Source organism: Salmonella sp. 2020_1459, from assembly GCF_043847915.1.
GTDB lineage: Bacteria > Pseudomonadota > Gammaproteobacteria > Enterobacterales > Enterobacteriaceae > Salmonella > Salmonella enterica.
On record NZ_JBCMFA010000001.1, the window covers coordinates 862955 to 887258 of the forward strand.

Genomic DNA, 24304 nt, shown 5'->3' on the forward strand with positions numbered 1-24304 from the left:
AAAGGGTAAAGTTTAGATGTGCGTTACGATTTCTTTAATCAATGGCGGGCCTTTAAAAATAAAGCCGGAATAAATTTGTACCAGCGTAGCTCCTGCCGCTATCTTCTCGCGCGCGGCGATAACTGAGTCAATGCCGCCGACGCCGATAATAGGCAATTGTCCTTTTAACTCCTGGGATAAACGGCGAATAATTTCTGTGCTTTTTAATTGTAATGGCCGGCCACTTAATCCCCCCGTTTGCTGGCAATTTTTCATTCCTTGTACCAGAGAACGATCGAGGGTGGTATTTGTCGCAATCACCCCATCAATATTATGACGAAGCAGGCTATCGGCAACCTGGATCAATTCCTCTTCACAAAGATCCGGCGCGATCTTTACTGCCACCGGCACATATTTATGGTGGATCGCCTGAAGATCGTTTTGCTTATTTTTAATGGCAGTTAACAGATCGTCCAGCGCATCGCCATACTGGAGCGTACGTAGCCCTGGCGTATTCGGCGAAGAAATATTAATGGCGATATAACCCGCATAAGCATAGACTTTTTCCATACAAATCAGGTAGTCATCTTTGCCATTTTCGACAGGTGTATCTTTATTTTTACCGATGTTAATTCCCAGAATACCATCAAAATGGGCTTTTTTAACATTCTCGACCAGGTTATCGACGCCCAGATTATTAAAGCCCATCCGATTGATCAGACCTTCAGCATCCACCAGACGAAAAAGACGCGGCTTATCGTTACCCGGCTGTGGGCGCGGCGTCACGGTGCCGATTTCCAGGGAGCCAAACCCCATCGCGCCTAACGCGTCGATGCACTCCCCGTCTTTATCCAGACCGGCAGCCAGCCCCAGTGGATTTTTAAAGGTAAGTCCCATGCAGGTAACCGGCTTTGTCGGTACTTTCTGGCGCACCAGCGCTTCCAGCGGCGTACCTGTAATGCGGCGTAATTGTTGAAATGTAAATTCATGAGCGCGCTCTGGATCGAGCTGGAAAAGGGCTTTACGAACGAAGGGATAGTACATGAACTCTCCTGGATTCCCGGTGTGCAAACCGGGGGCGTATTATGGGCGATAACAAGGCAAAAGGGAATTGACCTACGGCAATAAATAGCAATCGTTTTCCTTCATTCTCACTTCACGTTTCGCCAGCGAGCGTCATCGTCCGGCAAAAAAATACCCGGCAGCGCTAACGCTTACCGGGCATGTCTTACCTCTTTATAACGGATACTGTCAGGCTAACGCTTTAGTTATCTTCTCGTACAGATCGCCGGAAAGATTCTCCAGTCCTTTTAACTGCTCCAGCGCCGCGCGCATTTTCTCCTGACGCTTATCATCATAACGTTTCAGACGAATCAGCGGTTCAATGAGGCGAGATGCTACCTGCGGGTTACGGCTATTCAGATCGGTCAGCATCTCGACCAGGAACTGGTATCCGCTACCGTCTTGCGCATGGAACGCCGCCGGGTTGCTGCCAGCAAACGCGCCAATTAATGAACGGATGCGGTTCGGGTTGCTCATACTGAAAGAACGGTGTTTGAGCAGGCCGCGTACGGTTTCCAGTACATTTTCCGCCGGGCTTGTGGATTGCAGGATAAACCATTTATCCATCACCAGGCCGTCCTGATGCCACTTATCGTCATACTCCTGCATCAGCGTATCGCGGCACGGCAACTGCGCCGCCACCGCAGCAGACAGGGCCGCCAGCGCATCGGTCATATTATTGGCGTCGCGATACTGTTTGCTGACCAGCGTATTAGCCAGCTCCGTCTCGCCGAACGCCAGGAAGCGCAGGCAAGCATTGCGCAGCGTGCGCTTACCGATATCGCCGTGATCAACACGATACTCATCCAGATGATTGGCGTTATAGATAGCTAAGAACTCATCCGCCAGTTCTGCCGCCAGCGTACGCGTTAGCGCTTCACGAACTTGCGCAATGGCGATCGGGTCAATGACCTCAAACAGCTCCGCAATTTCATTGGCCGAAGGCAGCGTTAAAATTTCTGCGGCCAACGCCGGATCGATTTTCTCATCCAACAGTACTGCGCGGAACGCATCAGCGACATGCACCGGAAGCGATAGCGGTTGCCCCTGCTGATGACGCGCCACATTCAGTTTAATGTATGTGGCCAGCAGACTTTGCGCCGCATCCCAACGGGAGAAATCATTGCGCGCATGGCGCATCAGGAACGTCAACTGCTGATCGCTCCATTTATATTCCAGTTTCACCGGCGCTGAAAACTCGCACAGCAAGGCCGGAACAGGTTGGAAGTAAACATTATCGAAGGTAACTGTCTGCTCCGCCTGCGTAACGTTCAGCACGGCATTGACCGGGTGACCGCCTTTTTGCAACGGAATGACGTTGCCTTCGTTATCGTACAGTTCGATGGTGAATGGAATATGCAGCGGCTGCTTCTCCGCCTGATCCGCCGTCGCCGGAGTGCGCTGGCTGATGGTCAACGTGTACTGCTCGGTTTCCGGATTATAATCATCTTTTACCGTTACAATCGGCGTGCCGGACTGACTGTACCAGCGGCGGAAATGGGACAAATCGACATTAGAAGCATCTTCCATCGCCTGTACGAAGTCATCACACGTCGCGGCGCTGCCGTCATGGCGCTCAAAATAAAGCTGCATCCCCTTCTGGAAATTTTCCTCACCCAGCAACGTGTGGATCATGCGAATGACTTCCGCACCCTTTTCATAAACGGTGAGGGTGTAGAAGTTATTCATTTCGATTACTTTATCCGGGCGGATAGGATGCGCCATCGGGCTGGCGTCTTCCGCGAATTGTAAACCGCGCATGGTACGCACGTTACTGATGCGGTTCACCGCGCGTGACCCCAAATCAGAGCTAAACTCCTGATCGCGGAACACGGTTAGCCCCTCTTTCAGGCTCAACTGGAACCAGTCGCGGCAGGTGACGCGGTTGCCGGTCCAGTTGTGGAAATACTCATGGCCTATCACGCGCTCAATATCGAGATAATCTTTATCCGTCGCGGTATCGGTTCGCGCCAGCACGTATTTGGAGTTAAAGATATTGAGACCTTTATTTTCCATCGCGCCCATATTAAAGAAATCCACCGCGACAATCATATAGATGTCGAGGTCATATTCGAGCCCAAAACGCGTTTCATCCCATTTCATGGAATTTTTCAGCGAAGTCATTGCCCACGGCGCGCGATCCAGATTGCCACGGTCAACGTACAGTTCTAATGCGACTTCACGCCCGGAGCGGGTGGTAAAGGTATCGCGCAGCACGTCAAAATCACCGGCCACCAGCGCAAACAGATAACACGGTTTCGGGAACGGATCTTGCCACTGAACCCAGTGACGGCCATTCTCCAGTTCCCCCTGCGCAACACGGTTGCCATTGGAAAGCAGGAACGGATATTTGCTTTTATCGGCAATAATTTTGGTGGTAAATCGCGCCAGTACGTCCGGGCGGTCAAGATACCAGGTAATATGGCGGAAGCCCTCCGCTTCACACTGGGTACAGAGCGCATCGCCGGACTGGTACAATCCTTCCAGCGCCGTATTCGCCGCCGGACTTATCTCGTTGACAATGCGTAACGTAAAACGCTCTGGCAGGTCGCTGATGATAAGCGCGCCCTCTTCTTCCTTATATGCTGTCCACGGCGCATCGTTGACGTGGATAGATACCAGCGTTAAATCTTCCCCATCAAGGCGAAGAGGCGCATCAGGCGCGCCATGACGAACAGCCTGGCTTATTGCGGTGACCACGGTTTTTTCGGCATCGAGGTCAAAGGTCAAGTCAATATCAGTAATCTGGTAATCCGGCGCGCGATAGTCATGGCGGTATTTGGCTTGTGGCTGTTGTGTCATAAAAAACCTTTCGCATCTTTGTGTAGAGTGTCGACTCCAGTCTATTCCTGTTGCGCAAATCGCGCTACGCAGAATGTTCATCTTTTCAGGCACAAACGGCCTATTTGCTACATTTTTATAACATGTACTCATAGTTTTTAAAATCGATAAAGATCGTCCAGGAGCGCTTTAAACAAGGGATGAGCGAGATCGAGATGAAGCTTGATTAACGAACTTTAACGAACTTCACAGACCACTTTTGCCCCATCCATGCCCCACACATAATTTTAGTCAACGCCAGACCCCATCAGCCCTGCAGGGAAAATCGATAACAAACACGCCCGCAGTATGTTCCCCAAAATTTAAAAACAAGTGGTTCATGCCTTGACAGACAAAACCGCCAAAGCAAAAATACTGTATTACAAGGGTCTTCCCCTGTTGTGGTGAAGTTCGTGTATAATTGAGATTTTAGGGATTATAAGTATCCCTTGCCAAAGGCGTACCTTTAGTTCTGTCTGGGAGGACAACATGTTTACAATTCATAACAACCCTAACCGGACGACGGCAGCATCTGATACACATGTAAACCATGCTAATTTAGAGGATAAGTCTACTGTCGTTACCTCGTTAACTTCAGTTAAAAACATCCCGGCAAACATGTTGAAATCAAAAAATTCTTCGCAATGCGTTATTTTAAATAACCTTCATGTTCCACAGGATGCATTAGCTACTGATATTGCTAGTTACAACAGAGGATTACAGGCCCGTATTAACCTTGAGTACACGCCCCAGGAAAATACAGTGTTTTTACTCGGTACACCTGAAGTCTTAGATACTAACGAGTCACTATCGTTACCAGTTTCTCCACATATTCTAACTCAAAAACTTTTGAGCATTAGCAACAATAAAAACCACGAATTTTCAGTAAAATCAAACGGATATGTTTGCCTTTAAAAGGCCATGTTTAATCTACCGTAATGAAACATGACAGCTACTTTGAAGCGTTCCCTGTTCCGGTATCCCCGAGCCTTTATCCTCAGTAGCATTATTTTACTGTTAAGCGCTTCGGCATTACCGTTAGATACGCAGTGCCGCATTGCGTTAAGTATTCCGTACAGCCTTTTCATGATGGTTCCTGCCATGTTTCTCATTACCGGCACATCACAGCTTCTCGCAAGCGCTATCCATTGCTGCCAGTCTGCACGGCGTTTGTCACTCCATGGGCGATTCCAGATATCTTTCGCCAGCTCTTTCAGTACCCAGCATTGACTGGTCAGCTGCATCTGCTCTCTCAGCCATGCCAGTTTTTCCTGTCGGGATTCTGTCATCCATTTTTCACTGTATTGCCACAGGAAGCGGGTTCCTTTTGCCTGGCGGCGGCTGTCCAACGGAAGCCGGGGATGCTCGTTCTGCCGCGTCTTATCAACGATTTCACCCAGTTGTTTTGCCACATGGAAGCGGTCAAAGGCTATTTTCTCTACAGCGCGCGGAAGATGGATGCGTGCCGCTCTGATATATCCGGCATTCATATCCATTGAGAACGTTTTGATTGCCTCCAGCTGACCGTCGGTGAGAGTGCGAAGATAGCTGGCAAGACTTTCTGTTCCCCGATCATCCGTTAATGCCAGCGCTCTGCCCTCACGATCTGATATCACAGTGATATACTGGTGCCCCTTTTTGAATGCAACTTCGTCCACATTCATATGCCGGGCTGATAGCGGCTTTTTTATTCGCCCAAGACCACGTTTGACTGCCCGGGTCATAATGCCGTCAACGGCATTCCAGCTAAGCTTAAGTTGCTTTCTTACCGCATCAACCGTGCTAATTTTCAGCCAGGTAAGGACGAATGATTCGAACAATAACGTATACCGGCTACCAGCTCCGGCCCATGGAACAGGTAACGTCTGGCATCCATGGTCTGGACACATGACCCGGGGGACACTCGCCTCAACGACAGTCATGAACTGGCAGGTATCGAGATGACGCCATTTGCGGTGTCGGTGATCGTGAACAGGGCATTGCTGCCCGCATGTCGGGCAGATTAGCAGTGTATTTTTGGCGATCCCGACAACAACGGTGACATAGCCAGCGTTTTCATCAAGGGAAAGAGATTCAACCTGCCACGGGGCGGACAGGTTGAGAATGTGGGCATAGAGGGATTTCTCATCCATGATGGTTGCCTCTGGTGATGAAAATTATTGCATTATCATGCACTCAACCACCACAACAGGGGAAGACCCTTTTATATACAGTTGTTTAATTTGAACATGCGCGCAAGATACAGGAGTCGCTACGGCTGTTTAATTATTCATCTCTTCGTTTGTAAGTTTCTCTCTTAATTCAAATTATGGTTTTGTAAATTTTCTGGTGGTATTGCCATATGCGCATATCTAAGCCAGTTTAGAGGCCGGGAACTTTCTGTACAGCGTCGACAGCACCACATCATAAATAATCGCTACCTGCTGCCGCGGTACTCCTGCCCTAATCAGGAGCCCAGCCTGCGCCCATTGTCCCGTTGTTAGTTTCGGTCGTCGGTCACCAATTCGCCCCTGCTCCCTTGCCGCTGCCAGCCCGGCGCGTGTCCGCTCGACAATGAGCTCACACTCCATTTCAATGCCAGAACGGCAAGGCTCCTCCTGAGCGAAATGGACATTTTTTGAAAGTTTCTGGAAAATAAAAATAGTACTATTTGAGAATTAATTGAATCAGCCGATTTTTTCTAATTCATCAATCAGATGGACATAGCATTTGCTATAAAAAATAAAAGTATTCCTGCTATCTATATATAAATGAGTTATGTACATATAAAAGGAGCATTACCGTGACAAAAATAACTTTATTTCCCCAGGATTTTAGAATCCAAAAACAGGAAACCACACTACTAAAAGAAAAATCAACCGAGAAAAATTCTTTAGCAAAAAGTATTCTCGCAGTAAAAAATCACTTCATTGAATTAAGGTCAAAATTATCTGAACGTTTTATTTCGCATAAGAACACTGAGTCTTCTGCAACACACTTTCACCGAGGAAGCGCATCTGAGGGCCGGGCAGTGTTGACAAATAAAGTCGTTAAAGATTTTATGCTTCAAACGCTCAATGATATAGATATTAGAGGTAGTGCGAGTAAAGACCCCGCATACGCCAGCCAGACCCGTGAAGCTATACTATCGGCAGTTTACAGCAAGAATAAAGATCAGTGTTGTAATTTGCTCATCAGCAAAGGGATCAACATAGCGCCTTTTCTTCAGGAAATTGGCGAAGCAGCGGAAAATGCAGGTCTGCCCGGAACAACCAAAAATGACGTTTTTACGCCAAGCGGCGCAGGGGCCAATCCTTTTATAACTCCGTTGATTTCATCAGCAAACAGTAAGTATCCACGTATGTTTATCAATCAACATCAGCAGGCATCCTTTAAAATCTATGCGGAGAAGATCATTATGACAGAAGTTGCACCACTGTTTAATGAGTGTGCTATGCCGACTCCACAGCAATTCCAACTGATACTAGAAAACATTGCTAATAAATATATACAATACACTCCCTGAACACAGAAAAACCAAAAAATATGCGGAGCCTCTTCCTGATTAATATGAACCAATAGTATCCATAATTTTCCCCAGGAACTAACTCCGGAGCTAAACCGTCATTTACCAGTGCTAAAATTATACACTCAACCATCAAAATAATAGCCATTGCTGCTATATAACATATAGCAGCAATCTCTACTACATAGCTATATTTTTATAACTGAGATGGTTTCTCCGGCCAGTCAGGATTTAAGGTATCCACCCGGTTTACCAGCACCCTGTATTTTTTCCATTCGTCGAGCTGCGCTTTCTCATCATCTGTTGCGATATCAAGATCAACAGCATCCTGTAACGGCGTGATTTTTTCAGATGCTATTTGCAGGAGCCTGTTTTTGGTTTCTTCAGCTTCACGAAGTCTGGCTGCGGCCTCCGCAGCTTCATCATTCACCCAGACCTTAGCCTTACCATCCCATTTCTGGTATTCACCAACTGGTGAAACTGATGTGACATTTTCGGGCAACGGACCAGGCTCGGAGATATAAACCTGATTGCCGGTTGTTGTGTCGTAAACCGTCTCGCCGCGGTGATCCTCCTGCAGACTCCACGTTTGGGTTTCAGCGTCAAAAACAGCTATATGACTGGAGGGAATATCAGGAGGGGCGAGATCAGTACAGTTTGCCGGTAATCCCGTGTGCGGCGGGATATATGCATCACCTGCGCCAATAAATTCGTTTGTATCTGAACGAAGATTAAAAATTTTAATTGTCTGCGGGGTATCGCTCATTTTAAACGTCATTTTTTACTCCGGATAAATATTCTGGATTCAGGTGATTGTCATGATAATCGAGGCCGAGAAAAACATGATGCCTATGAGCACCAATATAAATATCATCAACCTGATGACGGGGACTGATGCAGGTGTTACCTGATTTTTTGCAATACGTTCTGTAATCACCAAAACCGATATATTCCGTTCTGGCGTTCGGACAAAGCGTCTCTGACGGACAGTATGCCGTTGTGCTGAATACAGCATTCTGGCGGGCGCTGGCGTATTGCCAGTTGATTGCTTTGGGTGGATTACTGAAACTTTCCCACGCCAGCTTCATTTGCCGGGCGACGCTGTCCGGGGGGACCTGACCACATCCGGCCCCCATTGCAGGTAATGCAACAGATGTAATTTTCCGGTCTTCTCCGGCGCTTTTATTGTGCTGAAAAATTGCCAGTAACGCAGCCCGTGTTGCATTATAAACCGCGTCGGTGCCGTCAATAATCAGCGGAACGCGCATCATCGGGGCGTGAACCAGCCACGGATGTTTACTGTTACCCGTTTCAATAACAAAGGCGGTGCCGACGGGCTGTTCCCCCAGATATTCACGGATGATATTTTGCTGTACACGTTCCTGTAACTGCGGCCCAAAATATGCTGTTATCGCAGCATCCACGCCGCCATCCATCAAACCGAAAGAGTTCGCCGCACTGACCATGCAGTCAAATTCCGGTATGGTTTCAAACGGTCCTGGGATAATTTCCACATTTTCGGTATTCTGAAAAGAATGTTCAAAAGCCACGGCCATTGCCGGCACGGGTGCTGAAAGAATTAATTTAATCACGCCAGCCTCACAATATAGTTAAATGCAATGTTTTTAACCGTGGTTTCTGCATTACCGTCTGCGTCCACAATAACGACGTGTCCGTGTGGACCGATATACATGGTGTGCTCGTGTCCTCCGATATAAACTGTATGCGCATGGTCGCCAGCGGCCTGTGTCCATGCACCACCTCCAGGCTGAAATGAGGTGTGATTGGAATCTCCCCAGTATGAATTGATATAACCGCCGAACTGGTGAGTATGGTTGCCCGTGGTATTGGTCGATTTCGTGCCGTAATCAAAGGATGAGGTAGATTTTGTCCCTAAATCAGTATCCTGCGCCCGCGCGGTGTGTCCGTGCGCCTTGTTGCCGTCCATTTCCTGTGAGAGCACGGCTCGACCGCTGGCGGGCTTGCCTTTGATTGTCCAGCCGCGCATGTCAGGGATAATGCCGGACGGATACGCTATAGCCAGTAACGGGTAAGCAGATTTATCGAAGGACTGCCCCTGCATCAGAGCGTAACCTGCCGGAGTAGCATCAGACGGCCATGCAATCGCCGCCCCTACTGGATGCGAATCCGGAGGTGGGTTTAGTGTGGTGTAGAGCATTGCCCATTCGGACCACTCAGCATCGGCGGTATCTCGATGACTGCGAATATATGCGGGCGCTGGCGCACCGTTTGTCCCGCTCCAGCCAATGAGGATTTCCCCATCACCGGCTCCGGTCAGACGTAAAATATTTCCGTATTGCGTCGGATAGCCATTGTTGTAAACCTCGCCCATTATCAGGCCACTATCGCTGCCTCTTGTCGTACCAGTCAGTGCCGGAAGCGCGCCGCGTGATGCCAGTCTGTTCGCTGCAACAGCCGTACCTGATGCAGGGAGCGCTCCGATATTTTGTACAAACAGCGGCTTTTCCGGAATATCGCCACCGTTCTGTGATTTTAGTAATGCATCGGCGGCGTGATTTATGGTTTCCCGTAAACCAACGTATTCGATAAGACCGTCAACGCTTTTTCCTGACAGCGCCGTCAGTGTATCGTCCAGCGGCTGCTTGCCCGCTAGTTTATTCAGTACAGTGGTGGCAAAGTTCGGATCGTTACCCAGCGCGTCAGCCAGTTCTTTCAGCGTGTCCAGCGTTTCCGGCGCAGAACCAACCAACTGTGCTACTTTCGCAGCCACAAACGCTGCCGTGGCAATTTCAATACCTGCAGCTGTGGTTTCCGGAGTTGGTGCTGTTGGCGTACCAGTCAGTGCCGGACTGTCCAGCGGGGCTTTAGCCTGCACCTCACCTATAACGGTTTTTACCGCCTTTGGTGTGGCTGCCAGCGCTTCGCTGTCACTGTCCGTGGCACTGCTTAACTTAACGATACCTTTTTTCGTCAGGCTGGCATCTTCCAGGGAAATCACGTCCGCGATGTCTTCTGCCCGTTTTGCGGCATCTTCTGCTCTGGTGGCTGCTGCTCCGGCAGCAGTACTGCTTTGCGCCGCCAGTGATGCGCTGGTATCAGATGCGGCGGCGTGAGTGGATGCCTCCGATGCTGATGACGAGGCGGCTGTTGCGCTGGCCGCTGCTGTACTTGCTGACGTTGCTGCGTTTGTCTCAGATGTTTTTGCTTCGGCTGCCGATGCGGCTGCCGCCTTTTCCGACGCTGCCGCCGCAGTGGCTGACGCACCTGCATCACCGGCACTGGAAGCCGCCTGCGTTTCTGACGTCTTCGCGGCGGTTTCGGATGCTCCGGCGCGCGCTGCTGATGTCTGCGCCGCCGTCGCGCTGGCGGCTGCGGCAGCAGCTGAATCGCCGGCGGCAGTACGGGAGGCATCTGCATTCGCTTCAGATGTTTTCGCTGCGGCTGCCGATGCGGCTGCTGCCGTTCTGGCTGTGTCAGCCGACGCCGCGCTGGCTGATGCCTCCCCGGCTTTTGTGGTCGCCGTACCTGCGCTGCTCTCCGCAGATGCTGCGGATGAGGCTGCCTGTGTGGCTGATGCTTCTGCCGCTCCGGCTGCATTCACTGCTGCCGTGGCGCTTTCCGATGCCTGACCTGCTGATGTCTGCGCCTGTTCAGATGCCTGCCCTGCGGCGGTGGCATTCCGCGATGCCTCCGATGCCTGGCGGGCAACTTCTTCCACCATCGCCTCAAAACGCCGCAGCGCCTCCGGGCGGACGTCGTCTTCCGTCATGGCCCCCAGAAAATCATTCAGGGTGCCCGGCTTTGAATCATCGTAAACCGTAATAACTCCGGCATGTGACGGGGGATACCCTTCCACCAGGAGCGTGACAGTGTACTGCCCCTGCTCCACATCCATGCTGTAGCGCCCGGCGTCATCCGGATTTTCCGATGCCACCGTATTCACGACCACCGTCGTACTGGTCCGGCAGGCCTTCAGCTGAATGGTGCAGTTCTGTACCGGCGTTCCCGTAGCATCTTTCAGTACGCCGGAAATAAGTACTGGCATATTACCTCCATAAAAAAGCCCGCCCGCAGGCAGGCTTCAGATTCATTCACATCTCAGCACTGATTATCCGGGTCACGTAAATATGCCGGCAGAGAACACTGGACGCTCCGCGTGATTGTTTTTCCCTTTGCCTCGCGGTGCTGTTTCTGCCCACGGTCGGTGCCGGTATAAATCCGGGTCTGGTTTTCAATATTGCTGTTGCCGCTTCCTCTTCCGTTATCGGCAACGGCAGCAGTGGAGAATAAAACGGACAGGGAAACCCCTGCCGCCAGCGAAATTACGCGCGACATAGTCATATTTGTTCCTTGTTAAACGAAAGGGACCGGAAATCCGGTCAGTTTGTGAAGTTGTTCCCCGACCGGGAAACCATCACCAGCGGCCAGACGGAAGCAGACGTGGTGTACTGCCCACGAACCCTCAGAGAGACGCTGATATCCACGACAGGTGAAGTGGTGTAGACCGAAAAGACGACGGTCTGATACATGGCCGGAATACCTGCGGTATACGGCATAACCTCCGCCGTTTTCACCTGGCCGTTAATATTTATCGTGACGGTGATGGCACCGGAGCCACCATTACGCTCACAGTTAGCCATCACCGTGATGGTTTTCCCAATCTGATAGGTGGCGCTGTCGGTATACCGTGTTGAGGTGCTGCGTTCGTCGTTCGTCGCCCTGATGCTCACGCCCTGCATGACTTTTGAGCCGCAGATATCACCGACAAACTCTCTTGCTTCTATCACGCCAGAAAACTTACCGGAGGTGGCATTGATTTCTCCCGTAAACGAGCCAGATACAGCGTTGATATGGCCACTGATATCCGCATTTTTCGCAGTCAGCTTTCCATCCGGCGTCAGGGAAAATGCCGGAGGATTCCCGCCACTGGTAATGGTCGGCGCGCTCAGGTATTTCAGGAACGCCTCGTTCATGATTATCTGGTCGCCCTGCATGACGAATCCGGGCGTCTCGTTTCCGTTTGCCGGGTTAATATAAGCAATGCGATCCGCCGCCACCAGGAACTGGCTTATCTTCCCGTCAGGCGTGTCTTCCATGCTCAGTCCAAGTCCGGCCACATAATATTTGCCGTCTTTGGTCTGCTCTATTTTGACGCCCCACATGGCGTTCCATTTATCGTTAGCGTCCTTCCACTCCTTCGAAAACTGCTGCAGTTTGCTGGCGTTATCCTCCGTCAGATCTACTTTTTCCAGCAGCTCCTTACCCAGGTGACTTTCAGTTATCTGCCCTTTGAAAAAATCCAGATAGCCTGCGGCATCGTTGCTGGCCTGCCCGGTCGCCTCCACGAATGCGGATTTACCGACCTGATTTACCGCCCGGATATAAAAATAGTAATCCCTGCCGGGCCTGATATTCACGCTGGCCGCTATCCAGTACAGCGCTGTTCCCAGATATCGTGCGGCGTTTTCCACCTGATGGATATCCGTAATCTGCGCGTCTGAAAACCAGAACTCATACTGCACCGTCGGGTCGTATACCGCCTGACGCGGTGTGGCTGTAATCTGGAAATAGCCAGGGGTGAGTTCGATAAATGATGGTGCCGCCGGCGCGGAGATGCTGAACTGTGTGCTGGCCGGGTCTCCCTGTTGTCCCTGGCTGTTCACCGCCCTGACGGACAGGGTGTAGCGCCCCGGCGTCAGCCCCCGGAACCGGTACTGCGTATCCGGCGTTCCTGCGCTGCTTACCAGCCGGTCACTGCCATCTTCCGCCGCCACGTTCAGGCGCAACGAAAAAGAGACGCCCTTAACGACTCGCGGTGTGTCCCAGCGCGCCAGTACCTGATACTGTCCCTCCTCCGCCAGAATTTCTGTGGTCAGATGCTGTATCGCCGGGGGAACGGTGCCGTGAATCGTTCCGGGCTGCGGGTCGAACGATGCCCCGTTGTCCACGATGGACTCTTTTTCCGGAACATGCTGTACGGCGGTGATGGCATACGTTCCGTCGTCGTTTTCCCGGACAGCCACACACCGGAAGAGACGCTGGCGCAGCGACGGCAGTTTCAGCCCCCAGACGCTGTATTCCGCCACGCCGTCCGGTATCCGGCTGACCTGAACCTGCACACCGTCGGTAACAGACTGCACGTCCACGCTGACCGGCGAACCTTCGCCATCCACCAGGCTTATCAGCGTGGTGCCGGACGACGGCAGGGTAATCTCCCTGTCAAGGGTCAGAATGCGACGCTCGCGGTCAACGGACAGAATCCGTCCGCCCAGGCTGATGCCGGCATAATCCTCGTCGCAAACCTCAATCACATCACCGGGAACGTGGCGCAACCCCTCCGCCCCCACACTAAAATCTACCGTCTGGGTTTCCAACAGCTCCGTTTTTATCAGCCACAGCCCGGCGCGGTGCGCCTGCCCGCGACTGGTACAGCCAAACGCATCCATTTTTACCAGATTGCGTCCGTAGTGACTGATGGCGACCGTGTCTTCCACCAGTTCCGTGGATGTCTGCCAGCCATTATCAGGGTCGATCCAGTTCACCTCTACCGCATTATGGCGGTCCTTCCGCGTACTGAAGCTGTAACGGAACGGTGTACCCTCATCCGGCATTACCACATTGCTGCGGGTATAGGTCCAGACTGTATCCGAGGGCCTGTCCTGCACGAAGGTCAGCATCTTCCCGTTCCACACCGGCATACAACGCATGGCGGAGCAGAAGTCGGTCAGCACATCCCACGCCTTACGCTGCTGTGCCAGATACGCATTAAAGGTCATACGCGGCTCTGTCCCGCCGAATCCGTCAGGGACCATCTGGTCGCAGTACTGGCCTATTGCATACAGCGCCCACCTGTCCACGTCCGCCGCGCCGATTCGCTGTCCCATGCCATAACGGGGATGAGTCAGCATATCCCAGAGACACCACGCCGGATTATTGCTGTATGCAGGCTTGAACGTGCCGTCCCAGATGCCGCTGTAGGTTCGCGCTACCGGATCGTAATTCGACGGCACCTGAATAATCCGCCCGAAAAAATGGTAATTTCGCGTCACCTGCTGGCTGCCGAACTGCTCAGATGCCACCTGCAGGCCAATTACGGCGGTGTTGGGATAGCGCTGCCGGACATCAATAATCTCGGTATACGACGACCAGACCGTGTTGTTCTGTAACTGGTCAGTGGTACTGTCTGCCGTCACACGTACCATCCGGATACCGAATGGCCGGGGAGGGAGATTATCCACTATCACCGAGGCCAGATACTGTGTGGTTGTTTTCCCGGTAATCGTAATTTCTTTTTCCACCACCCACTGACCATAGCGCTCAAGATGGATTTGCAGCCTGACGGATGTCGGATTGCGGTCGCCCTTGCTGTTGGCCTCCACCAGTGACTGCACGCCGAACGTAAAACGCAGGCGGTCAATATTTGCAGCCGTGATGGTTCTGGTCACCGGATTGTCGTATTTGACCTGTACACCAAGCACCGTCTCGGCGCCGGACGATTCAAATCCCTCCAGCGGGGTCTGTTCCTGCTCACCGACGCGGTATACCACCTTCACGCCGTGGATATTCGTGTTGCCGTCGCGGTCCACCACCGGCGTCTGGTTTACCAGAACACTGTGCAGACCGTTCACCGGGCCTTCTATCGGTCCCTCGCTGATGGCATCGATGACGCTCAGCAGCTGCGTGGATTTCAGGTTATCCGGTGCCTCGCGGGGCGTATGCCCTTTTCCGCCGCCCTTTCCCATTTATTAACCCCGTAAAACGACAAAACCGCCCAGAGGCGGTTCTGTCTGAATCTGTTCTGTTGTCAGCGGCCAATCACCACAACCTGACCACCATCTCCTTCATCAGCGGTACTGACTTCCTGGGAAATCACGCGTGACCCCACCTGCATCTCGCCGTACAGCACCGGCAACGTGTTACCGTTGGCAACCATGTTATCCAGTGACGAAAAATACGTGTTCTGCCTGCCGTTATCGGTCTGCCTCATTTCGGACATTTTGGGTTTTGGTGCCAGCATCTGCGCCACACCGCCCAGAATCATCGACGCCCCGGTCATATACATACCGGATACCGCCGCCGCTCCCAGCCAGCCTGCCGGGTTCCACCAGGCAACGGCAATCAGCACCGCACCAAGCACCGCCTGAAACACCCCGCCAGATTTGGCCCCGGCCAGACGCGGCACAATATGAATCACCGCGCCAGGCGGCAGCGGGTCATGCAGGCTGGTTGTCAGGGTATCAGCCGTAACATCATCTCCGGCTATGCGTACCTGATACCAGCCGTCGTTCAGTTTCTGCCGGAGACCGGGCAACTGTACCGCCAGTGCCCGGACAGCTTCAGCACCACTGGCTACCTGCAGGCTGACGCGGCGGCAAAATCGTTGCAGATCCCCGTAAAGGCAAATTCGCGCCATGCCCGGTGTCGCCAGATGGAGTGCGTGCGTCGTTGCCATTTGTCGGTATACCTCTCACGTTTACTCAGTTGTTCAGGAATATGGTGCAGCAGCTCTCCGTCGCCGCAGTAAATCGCTGCGTGGTTCGGAACGGAGGAGCCAAAGCAGCAAATCAGCACGTCGCCGGGCTGCGCACTGGCTGCGCTGACACGGTAAAATCCCGTCGTCTCCAGATTATCCAGATAGAGATTGTCACCATGCCGCCACCAGTCGTCGTCCCGGTGAAAATCCGGCATATCAATCCCCGCCAGATGATAGGCATCACGGAACAGCGTGTAACAGTCAAAAACCCCATGTTTAAACTGTCGTCCGGTCAGGTGTGGCACACAGCGGAATTTATGTACCTGGCCGGCGCATACCAGCCACCACGGCAGGTCGCTTTGAACCTGCAGCCTGCGGTCCACATCGCTCAGATACGGCTGGCCGCCAGGATGGCTGTGAACCAGCGCCACAATATCCCCCTGCGTTTCAGCCCTCAGCCAGTCCTCCGGCGCCATACGGAAATAATCCTCCGGCGCGGCAGAAATATTCACACAGGGGAGATACCGTTCTCCCGCCTGTGTTCTCACCACGAAGCCGCACGACTCCGCAGGCGCACACCGTCGGGCGTGCGCCAGAATATCCTGTTCTTTCATGATGATTTACTGTGAAAGTTTATTAATGGAGAGGAAACCGCCAAAGTTTCCGGTATTGTTACGCAGGGCGCATCCCCGGGCGCAGCGGCTGCAGGCATCTTTTGCCGGATCGGCGGTAGGGTTATCAAATTCATCTGCGACAGCTGGTCCCGTATAACCGCATTCGTCAGAGCGGTATATCCATGTACAGGTATTGGCCAGCATAATTCGCCCGGGGAAGACACATCCGTCCGTTTCAGTCGGTGTTGCCAGGACAAATGTCGCACTTACCGCCGTCAGATCACTGCACTGCTCGATCACCCATCGGCTTACGGATTCCTGCTCCGGGTCAGCCTCCTGGTTGCCGTTTTGAAAATTCACGGCATCGAGAAACCGGGCATATACTATCCTGCGGATGACCGTCGCCCCAACCAGGCTATACAAATCCTCCACCATTCCGGTCACCATACCGTAAAGATTGGATACCTTCAGTGACGGGCGCGCAGCTGCGCCTTTGCCGTTCATTTCAAATCCGCAACCGTCTACAGGATAAACGTCATATTTCCGTCCCTGCCAGGTAACCGCCTCCCCCTTTTCATTTGCCTCGTTACAAAAAAAATAACGATCACCGCCAGACTGTGTCAGATCGATTTCCCACAAAGTGATCCTGGCGGACTGCGCCAGTTTAGCGGATTCGTTCAGCGTATCCTGCGAAATGTCCTGCATCACTCCTCCTCAGATAACAACCTGTTCAAAAGTCGTGGTCACAGTCACCCAAAGAGAGCCAACGTTAATCGACCATTTGCGGCAAATCACCCGAATTTGTGTCCAGGTATAAGGCGGCGTCCAGAGAAAGGATTTCACTCCACCGTGGCGGGATAAAAATGCCTCAAGGTTCTGATGTTCTCCCTTACGAATCCGGACCGTTACGTTATACTTCGCCAGATGGTTGTTCAGCCCGGCTGGACGCCGTTGTTCATACCCGTCACCCAGTTTTATGGAGGTGACTTTTGGTTCTGATTCCACTGTCATATCAGGGCGGATCTTCCAGTTAAATGTTTCCATTGTTATCGCCCTCCTCCAGCAATACCCCCGTCACGTGACTGCTGTTGCCAGAAATCAATGGCGGCTTTTTTTCCAATGTTATATACGGCCTGTAATGCCTGCGGACCAATCTGTCCGTTGCCGGCGTCGTTGTGGATTTCAATGTTGTACTCAGGCGCAAACATCGCCATCCCTCCTGAACCGGCTGCCACGACACCCAGCTTACCGTCAGCACCACGACGAAGTGGTAATATTGCCTCCGGTCCTGCCTCGCCCATCACCCCGGCACCTTTGGCAAAAGCAAAAAATGTCGGGCGATTAACAATGCTGCCGCTGTATCGGCTCAGTTCAGAAGACTGATAAACTCCACCAGTCGCATTGGCTGTCACACCAAATCCCAGAGCAGATCCGATTCCCTTTACAGCCTGTATCATTGCCATACGTGCTGAAATTTTTGCCAGATCTGACACGATGGATGCGGTGAAAGATTTAAAGTTTAGTTTTCCAGTGGTAACGAACGTCGCCAGCCCGTCGCCCATACTGTTGAATGCCGATGTGAACATTTGCTCCGTTGCGCCCGCCACGTTGCTGCCCTGCGCCATAAAGTTATCCAGCGCACGCGACGCCCCCAGAGTCCAGTCTCCCTGCGCAGTATCCACTTTCGCGTTATAATCCGCCCACTCAGCCAGTCGGCGATCGAGACTGGCCTGAAGTTCCTGCTCCGCCTGACGGTATTCGTCAGAACCGTATGTCCCTTTTGCCTTGCTGTCGCGCTTAAGCTGCTCCAGTTGTTCCTGGTAGTGCTGTTGAATTTTCAGATGCTCTTCGTACCGACCTCGTTGCTGATCGCCCATACCCATTGTGGCCAGCGCCATTGCGTGCTGCTGCCTGACGCGGGATCCTTCGTCAGCGAGCTGGCTGGTTAATGTGAGCGTCTTTTTCTTCAGTTCATTAAGGGCATTCTGGTGTTGCAAATCCTGTTGTGAGATATCCAGCTTCTGTAGCGCAAGCGCAATTTCATCCTTATGTGCCAGTACGCTTTGTTCATCCGCCGTCAGTTTTTTACCGGACAAATCAGCGATGCGCTGCTGAAATGACAAAAGCTGCTTATGCGCTTCCGTCATTTTTTCGGCCGTGGAAAGCTTCGCGGCGGCAATCTGCCCTTCAGTCTGCGCCTGTTGCTGGCTGTACTGCAAAAGCAGTCGCCTGGCCTCGTCGTTGTGGTAAGTCTTTGGCTTTTTCGCCTGTTGTGACAACGCCTTTTTATGACGTTCATTTTCGCGTTCCAGTGCGGCATTGCGTACAGCAGCATCGGCATACTGCATGGCGGTAATGCGCGCCACCTCCCGTTGGTGCCGCAGGGATTCAGTTTCATTATCCCGGTTCAGCGCGGCGTTCTGCTCGTTCCGACGTTTCTGCGTTTCCTGATAATTACGCTCTGCCTGCGCCTTCGCATCCAGCAGGTCCTTCTGGCGTTTCTGTTCCTGAAGTTCGTTCAGCTGCTGCTGATCGTATTCAGTCTGGGAGGAAGACACCGTCCAGGGCGTTTTTCTGTCGCGCGCGATTTTTTCCTGCAGTGTCGCGATCTTTTCATCGAGCGTGTCTTCCCGCCCGATATCCAGCATCCGATCCCATGCCCACTTCGCCGCATCACCGACAGCATTCCATGCTCTTTCAATCCAGCCCAGATTGTCGTGTACGTCCCCCATCCGCTTATTCATTTCTTCCGAATACGCGGACATGGCAATTTTCGCGGCATCAGCCACTCTTCCCTGCTCGCCCAGTACCCTGATTTGTTCAAGCTGGGTGGCGGTCAGAAAATGCAGTGTCCTGTCCAGTTCTTTCGCCGCATTCACCGGATCATCCCGCAGGCGTTTAAACTGGCGGATGGTTTCATCCACTGATTGTCCAACGTTTTCCTGCATTCTGGTCGCGGTACGGGATACCATTGCCACTGCCTGTCCGGTAAACGCTCCGCTACCGACCACCTGTGCCAGCACGCCTGCAGCATCGTGCTGCGTGACGCCATGTCCGGCGAGCGACTTCGCCATCGCATTAAGCTGGCCTGTGGTTTTTCCGGCATAACTCCCGGTCAGAATAAGCTGTTTATTGAACGTCTCGCTTTCTTTAGCTCCTTCATAGTAGGCCTTGCCCAGCCCGTAAACAGCAGCAGCCACGCCGCCAGCCAGCCCGCCGAGCATCATGCCCTTCGGAGACATCAGTTGCTCGATCCACCCGGCGCGGTTAGCGAGCGTAATACCACTTCCCCGCAGTGCCCCGAAATTCCCGCGGGCCAGCTCACCAGCCAGCACGCCCAGTTCACGACGGGCAGCAGCGCTTTTCAGTCCTAGCGTATGGGTGGCAGTTCCGGTACGCTCCAGTTTACGGATATAAATATCTGCGGCGCTGCTGACACCCAGTTCAGCCGCCTTCACCCGCAGCAGCTCGGTACGGGAGAGGCCCTGTACCGTCGTCTGCTCTTTCAGGCGGCGTATAAACTGTGCTTTTTTCTGCGTGGCCAGCGCTTCGGCATCGGTAAGCTCACGGGTCTTCCTGGCGGTTTCAGACACCAGCGCCAGATAATCGCCCTGTGAGATATCTCCGCGTCCTTTCGCCTGTCGTACCTGCGCCTGGATACGCTGCAGCTCCTGCAGACCACCGCTTAACTGTTTTACACTGTCAATCTGGCGGTAAAAAGCAGCACTTGTCCTGTCCTGTGCTGCCGCCACAGCCGCTGACTGCGCCTGTTCCTCACGCAGTTTCCTTCCCAGTGCCTCCACCCGCTGTCGCGTCTGATCCACATCCGCCGCCAGACGCGTACTGGCCGCTGCGCTTTTCTCCACAGCGGAACTGTACGCGGTACTGCTGGCAGTCACTTGCTCCAGACTGGCGGACGTCCGGCGCGTCGCCTCCGTCTGCTTATCCAGAAAACGCTGCATCCGGGCCGCTGAACGTTCTGAGTCACCAGCCGCATCGTTCAGCAATTTTTTAATGCGCGGAACTTCGTTTCGGAACTCTGCGCTGTCGATACTTAAATCAATGACCAGGTTCGCTATCTGGTCCATAGCGGACACCTCCGGTAATACCTTCGCCCAGGATCATCAGTTCATCATCCGTTTTTTCGTGCAACGACTCAGGATCAGTGATCAAGCTGAACATTTCTGCATCGTGATGCGTGCCTGTAACCAGTCCGGAAATCAGCGATTTCAGCGTTGCAAACTCCGCATCCAGCAACATGTCACTGAAGCTGTTCTTCCCGAAATGCTCCGCCCACTCACCCAGCTCTGTCGCACTCATTTCCGCCAGCATCTGCCGCCAGTCTGGTCGCCGGAACTCACGCGCGAGCCGCATCACAAACGCCAGCTCCCGGTTCAGGACTTTTCCGGCGTGGTCGTGTCCTTTTCACTCCCGCTGTCGTCTTCCTGCGATGCCGGAAGACGCATACCACTCAGGGACAGAACCATATCAGCGCCACGTCCCAGCGCCTCATAAGACCATTCCAGTCTGACGGACTCATACAGGGCGCGGGCCTCCTCCTCTTTTTTGCTTTCACACAGGGAGCGGGATACCAGCCATGCATTAATATCCACCCCCATCTGCATAAATTCTGTCTGACGCTCTGCTTCCGTCAGGGTTTCAGGCTGTGCGTCATAGTCTGCCGTCCGCTGCTGAATAAACTTCAGATAATCCACACGTTGCAGGGCAGAAAGCTCACTGAGCACGATGGAATGCCCACCGTAGTTAAAGGTGTCTGTATTGAGAAACATGATGATTTTCCATAGAAGCCCCGGAACCGGGGCGGACTGATAAGAGAGGGTTATGACGCCGTCACTGTCACTGCTGCCACCGCGACAAGACTGCCGTCACTGCTGATACCAACAATATTCACGCTGCCCGCCTTCACGCCTTTAACCGTGGCCACATTATCCTTCAGCGTGACGGTGGCGATCAGCGGATCGGCGGTCGCAACCTGCAGCGTTTTATCTGACGCGTTATCAGGTTTTACCGTAAATGTCAGCGTGGTGGTGGCTCCGGCAGCCACCGTGGCACTGGCCGGCGCAACGGTCACGCCGGATACGCTGACTACGTCAGGTGTATCCTCCTCCGCAAGAGAAGGACGCCCGACGCCGGTGATTTTTACGCTGCGTGTCATCACCTCTTTGGACGTCACGGTTTTACCCAGTGAACTCAGCCAGCCGCGGAACACATCAACCGTCCCGTTAGGATACCTGATACGGAAGGCGCGAACTTCGCCGGTGTCAAACAGCTCAACCAGTTTTTTCTGTCCGGTCTCACCGGGTTTCCAGGCCAGCGTGGCCGTGGTGTCACCGACGCTTTTCTGCCCCTGCGTAGTGCTTTTCCAGTCGGCATTTTCATCATCAAGATAGTCATCGTCTTCCGCATCTGCACTCATTTCTCCGGGCTGCAGATCCTTAATACCTGCCAGTCGCAGCCAGTCATCATCAGCCAGTGGATTTTTAAACGCATCGCCGCTGCCGGTATACAGCCAGAATGTGGTTCCGGCGCCTTTCGTTTTTACCAGTGGGTTTGGTGTTCCCATCATATCCTCCTCAGTTGGTATAGGTGATCCGGTAAGTAATTTCTGCCATCCCCCACGTTGCCATTTCGCTGTCACGCTGGTAGTCATAACCCAGCGGGGTCATGGTATCGATAAGGCGCTCCAGACCACTAACCTCTTCCAGCGCAGGAAAGATTTTTTCTTCCATCCAGATATCAAGCTCTGTATCAGGAGCCTGAGCCCTCAGAAAAACTGCCGTATGGAGAGTAGCCTGCCAGTCATCCTCATCGGTCATAAGGCCTGTATACTGTGCGTCTGTCAGCCAGACAGCTATTGCGGGTAAATCTTCCTGTTCTACGAAAGCAGGAAGTCCATCAAAAATAGTGACAGGTGCGCCAGTCACGGATTCCAGCTTTTCCAGAACGGCCCGGCGGATTAATGTGTGTTTGCTCATCAGAATGCCTCCTTTCCTCCCCGGCCTGAAGGCCGGGGAGGAAAGGAGGCGGTTTTCCGGCTAACTGTCTTTTGCATAATCACATTTTCCTCTTTAATATGTGAAGCCATGAAACGCGCATATAAATACCGGTTTTACCCCACGACTGAGCAGGCTGAGCTTTTAGCTCAGACGTTCGGTTGTGTGCGTTTCGTCTACAACTCCATCCTCCGCTGGCGTACCGATGCGTACTACGAGCGAAAGGAAAAGATCGGTTACCTACAGGCCAACGCTCGCCTTACGGCGCTGAAAAAGGAGCCAGAATTTGCCTGGCTTAACGACGTTTCCTGCGTTCCCCTCCAGCAGTCTTTGCGCCACCAACAAACCGCCTTTGCTAACTTCTTCGCCGGACGGGCTGCATATCCGGCTTTCAAAAGCAAACGGCACAAGCAGGCGGCTGAGTTCACTGCGAGCGCGTTTAAATACCGCGACGGCAAGCTGTACATGGCAAAGAACAAAATCCCCTTAGACGTGCGCTGGAGTCGTCCGCTGCCGTCCGTGCCGTCTACCGTCACCATTTCCAAAGATGCCGCAGGGCGGTACTTTGTTTCGTGCCTTTGCGAATTTGAACCCGCATCACTGCCGATCACCTCTTCAATGGTCGGCATTGATGTTGGTTTAAAAGATTTGTTCGTCACCGATACCGGATTCAGGTCCGGCAATCCCCGCCATACCGCTAAATACGCGGCTCGCCTGGCACTACTCCAGCGCCGGTTAAGCAAAAAGGCCAAAGGCTCAAAGAACCGCGCCAAAGCCCACTTAAAGGTAGCCCGACTCCACGCGAAAATTGCTGATTGCCGACTGGATGCCCTGCACAAGGCCACCCGCAAACTGATTAACGATAACCAAGTTGTATGCGTCGAATCCCTGAAAGTGAGGAACATGATCCGCAACCCGTCGCTATCCAAAGCAATAGCAGACGCGAGCTGGGGCGAACTTGTGCGCCAGCTCCGGTACAAAGGCGAATGGGCGGGGCGGTCAGTGGTAGCCATTGACCAGTTTTTCCCGTCCTCAAAACGCTGTAGCTGTTGCGGTTTCATCATGAAAAAAATGCCTCTTGATGTTCGTAAATGGCAGTGCCCTGAGTGCGGAACTGACCACGACCGGGACGTTAACGCGGCACGTAATATCAAAGCTGCCGGGCTGGCAGTGTTAGCCCACGGAGAGCCTGTAAATCCTGAATCGCTCAAAGCGGCTTAGATTCGGCTCGTTGAAGTGGGAATCCCCGTCCTTCAGGGCGGGGAGCAGTCAACGTGAAAGATAAAGCCTCAGTTGTTGTTTCAGGGCATACCCCAGTTGCTTCGGTATTTCCTCGTCAATCAAGCTTTGTGTGGCGCTTTCGAATGCCTGAGTCAATGGTCCGGAAAGAGGAATTTTCACTACATCGATTGGATAACGGTTTTTCCCGTTAACGCGTCGCATAACATGCCAGCGTCCGTTAGCCAGTTGCTGAATAAAGGCATCCCGGAACAGATATGGCCCGATTTTAAGCACACTTCCGCGATACAGCAGTTTGCCCCTCCGTTTGCTCATCCTGACCTGTGCAGCGCCCAACTTTATGGCGGGAAGGTTTCCCCGGTTAATCCGTATCCGGGCAGAGCGTTTACCGTCTGTACCGGCTTTAAATAACCTCACCCTCTGGCGAACCAGCTTCAGCGGAAGTCCTCTTACCTGGTTATCTCCGGCGACAGTCTCCCGCGCCACCTTACGGGTTGCCACTGAAACAGCTTTCTGCGCCACGCGATTCACAGCCCAGATACTGGCCCGGGGAACCATCTGTCGGTCAAGGCTGTTCAGATTCCGGATCGCATTTTCAAGCCCTTTCATCAGAATG

General features: G+C 52.8%; 21 protein-coding genes and 1 pseudogene. 3 read left to right on the top strand and 19 right to left on the bottom strand.

Annotation, left to right across the window (positions count from 1 at the left end; all coding sequences use genetic code 11):
• Positions 1-12: 12 nt before the first annotated feature.
• Both pyrD and pepN read right to left on the bottom strand, forming a co-directional pair.
• A complete protein-coding gene (gene pyrD, locus ACH0VJ_RS04440) occupies positions 13-1023 on the bottom strand; it encodes a quinone-dependent dihydroorotate dehydrogenase (RefSeq protein ID WP_000291723.1) in 1011 nt (336 codons plus the stop codon).
• Positions 1024-1230: 207 nt separating this feature from the next.
• Positions 1231-3843 (bottom strand): aminopeptidase N, encoded by a 2613-nt coding sequence (gene pepN, locus ACH0VJ_RS04445; protein WP_000193779.1) that lies wholly within the window; start codon positions 3841-3843, stop codon positions 1231-1233.
• Positions 3844-4350: 507 nt separating this feature from the next.
• Here pepN and ACH0VJ_RS04450 point away from each other — a divergent pair.
• Entirely contained in the window at positions 4351-4776 is a 426-nt protein-coding gene (locus ACH0VJ_RS04450; RefSeq protein WP_024133401.1) for a hypothetical protein, read from the top strand.
• On the opposite strand, the gene ACH0VJ_RS04455 is transcribed toward ACH0VJ_RS04450, so the two are convergent.
• Positions 4773-5993 carry an ISL3 family transposase gene (locus ACH0VJ_RS04455; protein ID WP_000343758.1) on the bottom strand — a complete coding sequence of 407 codons (1221 nt, stop codon included), beginning with the start codon at positions 5991-5993 and terminating at the stop codon, positions 4773-4775. The two genes, ACH0VJ_RS04450 and ACH0VJ_RS04455, sit on opposite strands and share 4 nt — an antisense overlap.
• A gap of 219 nt (positions 5994-6212) precedes the next feature.
• Positions 6213-6434 (bottom strand): annotated as a pseudogene (locus ACH0VJ_RS04460) (helix-turn-helix domain-containing protein); the annotation flags it as partial.
• Between the two features lie 209 nt (positions 6435-6643).
• On the opposite strand from ACH0VJ_RS04460, the gene sopE reads away from it, so the two are divergent.
• Positions 6644-7366, top strand: coding sequence for an SPI-1 type III secretion system guanine nucleotide exchange factor SopE (gene sopE / locus ACH0VJ_RS04465; protein ID WP_000161705.1), 723 nt, complete (start codon positions 6644-6646; stop codon positions 7364-7366).
• Positions 7367-7562: 196 nt separating this feature from the next.
• Here the strand turns inward: sopE and ACH0VJ_RS04470 are convergent, their stop codons facing one another.
• The 14 genes from ACH0VJ_RS04470 to ACH0VJ_RS04535 form a co-directional block, all read right to left on the bottom strand.
• Entirely contained in the window at positions 7563-8144 is a 582-nt protein-coding gene (locus tag ACH0VJ_RS04470; protein WP_000143158.1) for a tail fiber assembly protein, read from the bottom strand.
• Positions 8134-8958, bottom strand: coding sequence for a macro domain-containing protein (locus ACH0VJ_RS04475; RefSeq protein WP_000593434.1), 825 nt, complete (start codon positions 8956-8958; stop codon positions 8134-8136). The genes ACH0VJ_RS04470 and ACH0VJ_RS04475 overlap by 11 nt, the downstream gene beginning before the upstream one ends.
• Positions 8955-11393 carry a prophage tail fiber N-terminal domain-containing protein gene (locus tag ACH0VJ_RS04480; protein ID WP_001537328.1) on the bottom strand — a complete coding sequence of 813 codons (2439 nt, stop codon included), beginning with the start codon at positions 11391-11393 and terminating at the stop codon, positions 8955-8957. Before ACH0VJ_RS04480 ends, ACH0VJ_RS04475 begins: the two co-directional genes overlap by 4 nt.
• A gap of 53 nt (positions 11394-11446) precedes the next feature.
• Entirely contained in the window at positions 11447-11689 is a 243-nt protein-coding gene (locus tag ACH0VJ_RS04485; RefSeq protein ID WP_000178851.1) for a hypothetical protein, read from the bottom strand.
• Between the two features lie 38 nt (positions 11690-11727).
• Positions 11728-15090 (bottom strand): host specificity protein J, encoded by a 3363-nt coding sequence (locus tag ACH0VJ_RS04490; RefSeq protein WP_001537444.1) that lies wholly within the window; start codon positions 15088-15090, stop codon positions 11728-11730.
• Positions 15091-15152: 62 nt separating this feature from the next.
• Complete coding sequence (locus tag ACH0VJ_RS04495; protein WP_023196420.1) at positions 15153-15800, bottom strand: tail assembly protein; 648 nt, start codon at positions 15798-15800, stop codon at positions 15153-15155.
• On the bottom strand, positions 15698-16435 hold the full coding sequence (locus tag ACH0VJ_RS04500; RefSeq protein ID WP_000662740.1) for a C40 family peptidase: 738 nt from the start codon (positions 16433-16435) through the stop codon (positions 15698-15700). The genes ACH0VJ_RS04495 and ACH0VJ_RS04500 overlap by 103 nt, the downstream gene beginning before the upstream one ends.
• 6 nt (positions 16436-16441) lie before the next feature.
• A complete protein-coding gene (locus ACH0VJ_RS04505; protein WP_001152690.1) occupies positions 16442-17140 on the bottom strand; it encodes a phage minor tail protein L in 699 nt (232 codons plus the stop codon).
• Positions 17141-17149: 9 nt separating this feature from the next.
• A complete protein-coding gene (locus tag ACH0VJ_RS04510) occupies positions 17150-17479 on the bottom strand; it encodes a phage tail protein (RefSeq protein WP_000447369.1) in 330 nt (109 codons plus the stop codon).
• 2 nt (positions 17480-17481) lie between these two features.
• Positions 17482-20523, bottom strand: a complete 3042-nt coding sequence (locus ACH0VJ_RS04515) for a phage tail tape measure protein (protein ID WP_000372071.1) — start codon at positions 20521-20523, stop codon at positions 17482-17484.
• Positions 20495-20833 (bottom strand): phage tail assembly protein T, encoded by a 339-nt coding sequence (locus ACH0VJ_RS04520; protein ID WP_010989052.1) that lies wholly within the window; start codon positions 20831-20833, stop codon positions 20495-20497. Before ACH0VJ_RS04520 ends, ACH0VJ_RS04515 begins: the two co-directional genes overlap by 29 nt.
• Positions 20830-21225, bottom strand: a complete 396-nt coding sequence (gene gpG, locus ACH0VJ_RS04525) for a phage tail assembly chaperone G (protein ID WP_000479607.1) — start codon at positions 21223-21225, stop codon at positions 20830-20832. Before gpG ends, ACH0VJ_RS04520 begins: the two co-directional genes overlap by 4 nt.
• A 50-nt stretch (positions 21226-21275) precedes the next feature.
• Positions 21276-22022 carry a phage tail tube protein gene (locus tag ACH0VJ_RS04530; RefSeq protein WP_000971954.1) on the bottom strand — a complete coding sequence of 249 codons (747 nt, stop codon included), beginning with the start codon at positions 22020-22022 and terminating at the stop codon, positions 21276-21278.
• 7 nt (positions 22023-22029) lie between these two features.
• A complete protein-coding gene (locus ACH0VJ_RS04535) occupies positions 22030-22431 on the bottom strand; it encodes a phage minor tail U family protein (protein ID WP_000033882.1) in 402 nt (133 codons plus the stop codon).
• 108 nt (positions 22432-22539) lie between these two features.
• Here ACH0VJ_RS04535 and ACH0VJ_RS04540 point away from each other — a divergent pair, with 108 nt between their 5' ends.
• Positions 22540-23670 carry an RNA-guided endonuclease TnpB family protein gene (locus tag ACH0VJ_RS04540; protein ID WP_000817263.1) on the top strand — a complete coding sequence of 377 codons (1131 nt, stop codon included), beginning with the start codon at positions 22540-22542 and terminating at the stop codon, positions 23668-23670.
• A gap of 48 nt (positions 23671-23718) precedes the next feature.
• Here ACH0VJ_RS04540 and ACH0VJ_RS04545 read toward each other — a convergent pair whose 3' ends face one another.
• Positions 23719-24297, bottom strand: coding sequence for a phage tail protein (locus ACH0VJ_RS04545; RefSeq protein WP_000677089.1), 579 nt, complete (start codon positions 24295-24297; stop codon positions 23719-23721).
• Positions 24298-24304: the final 7 nt, after the last annotated feature.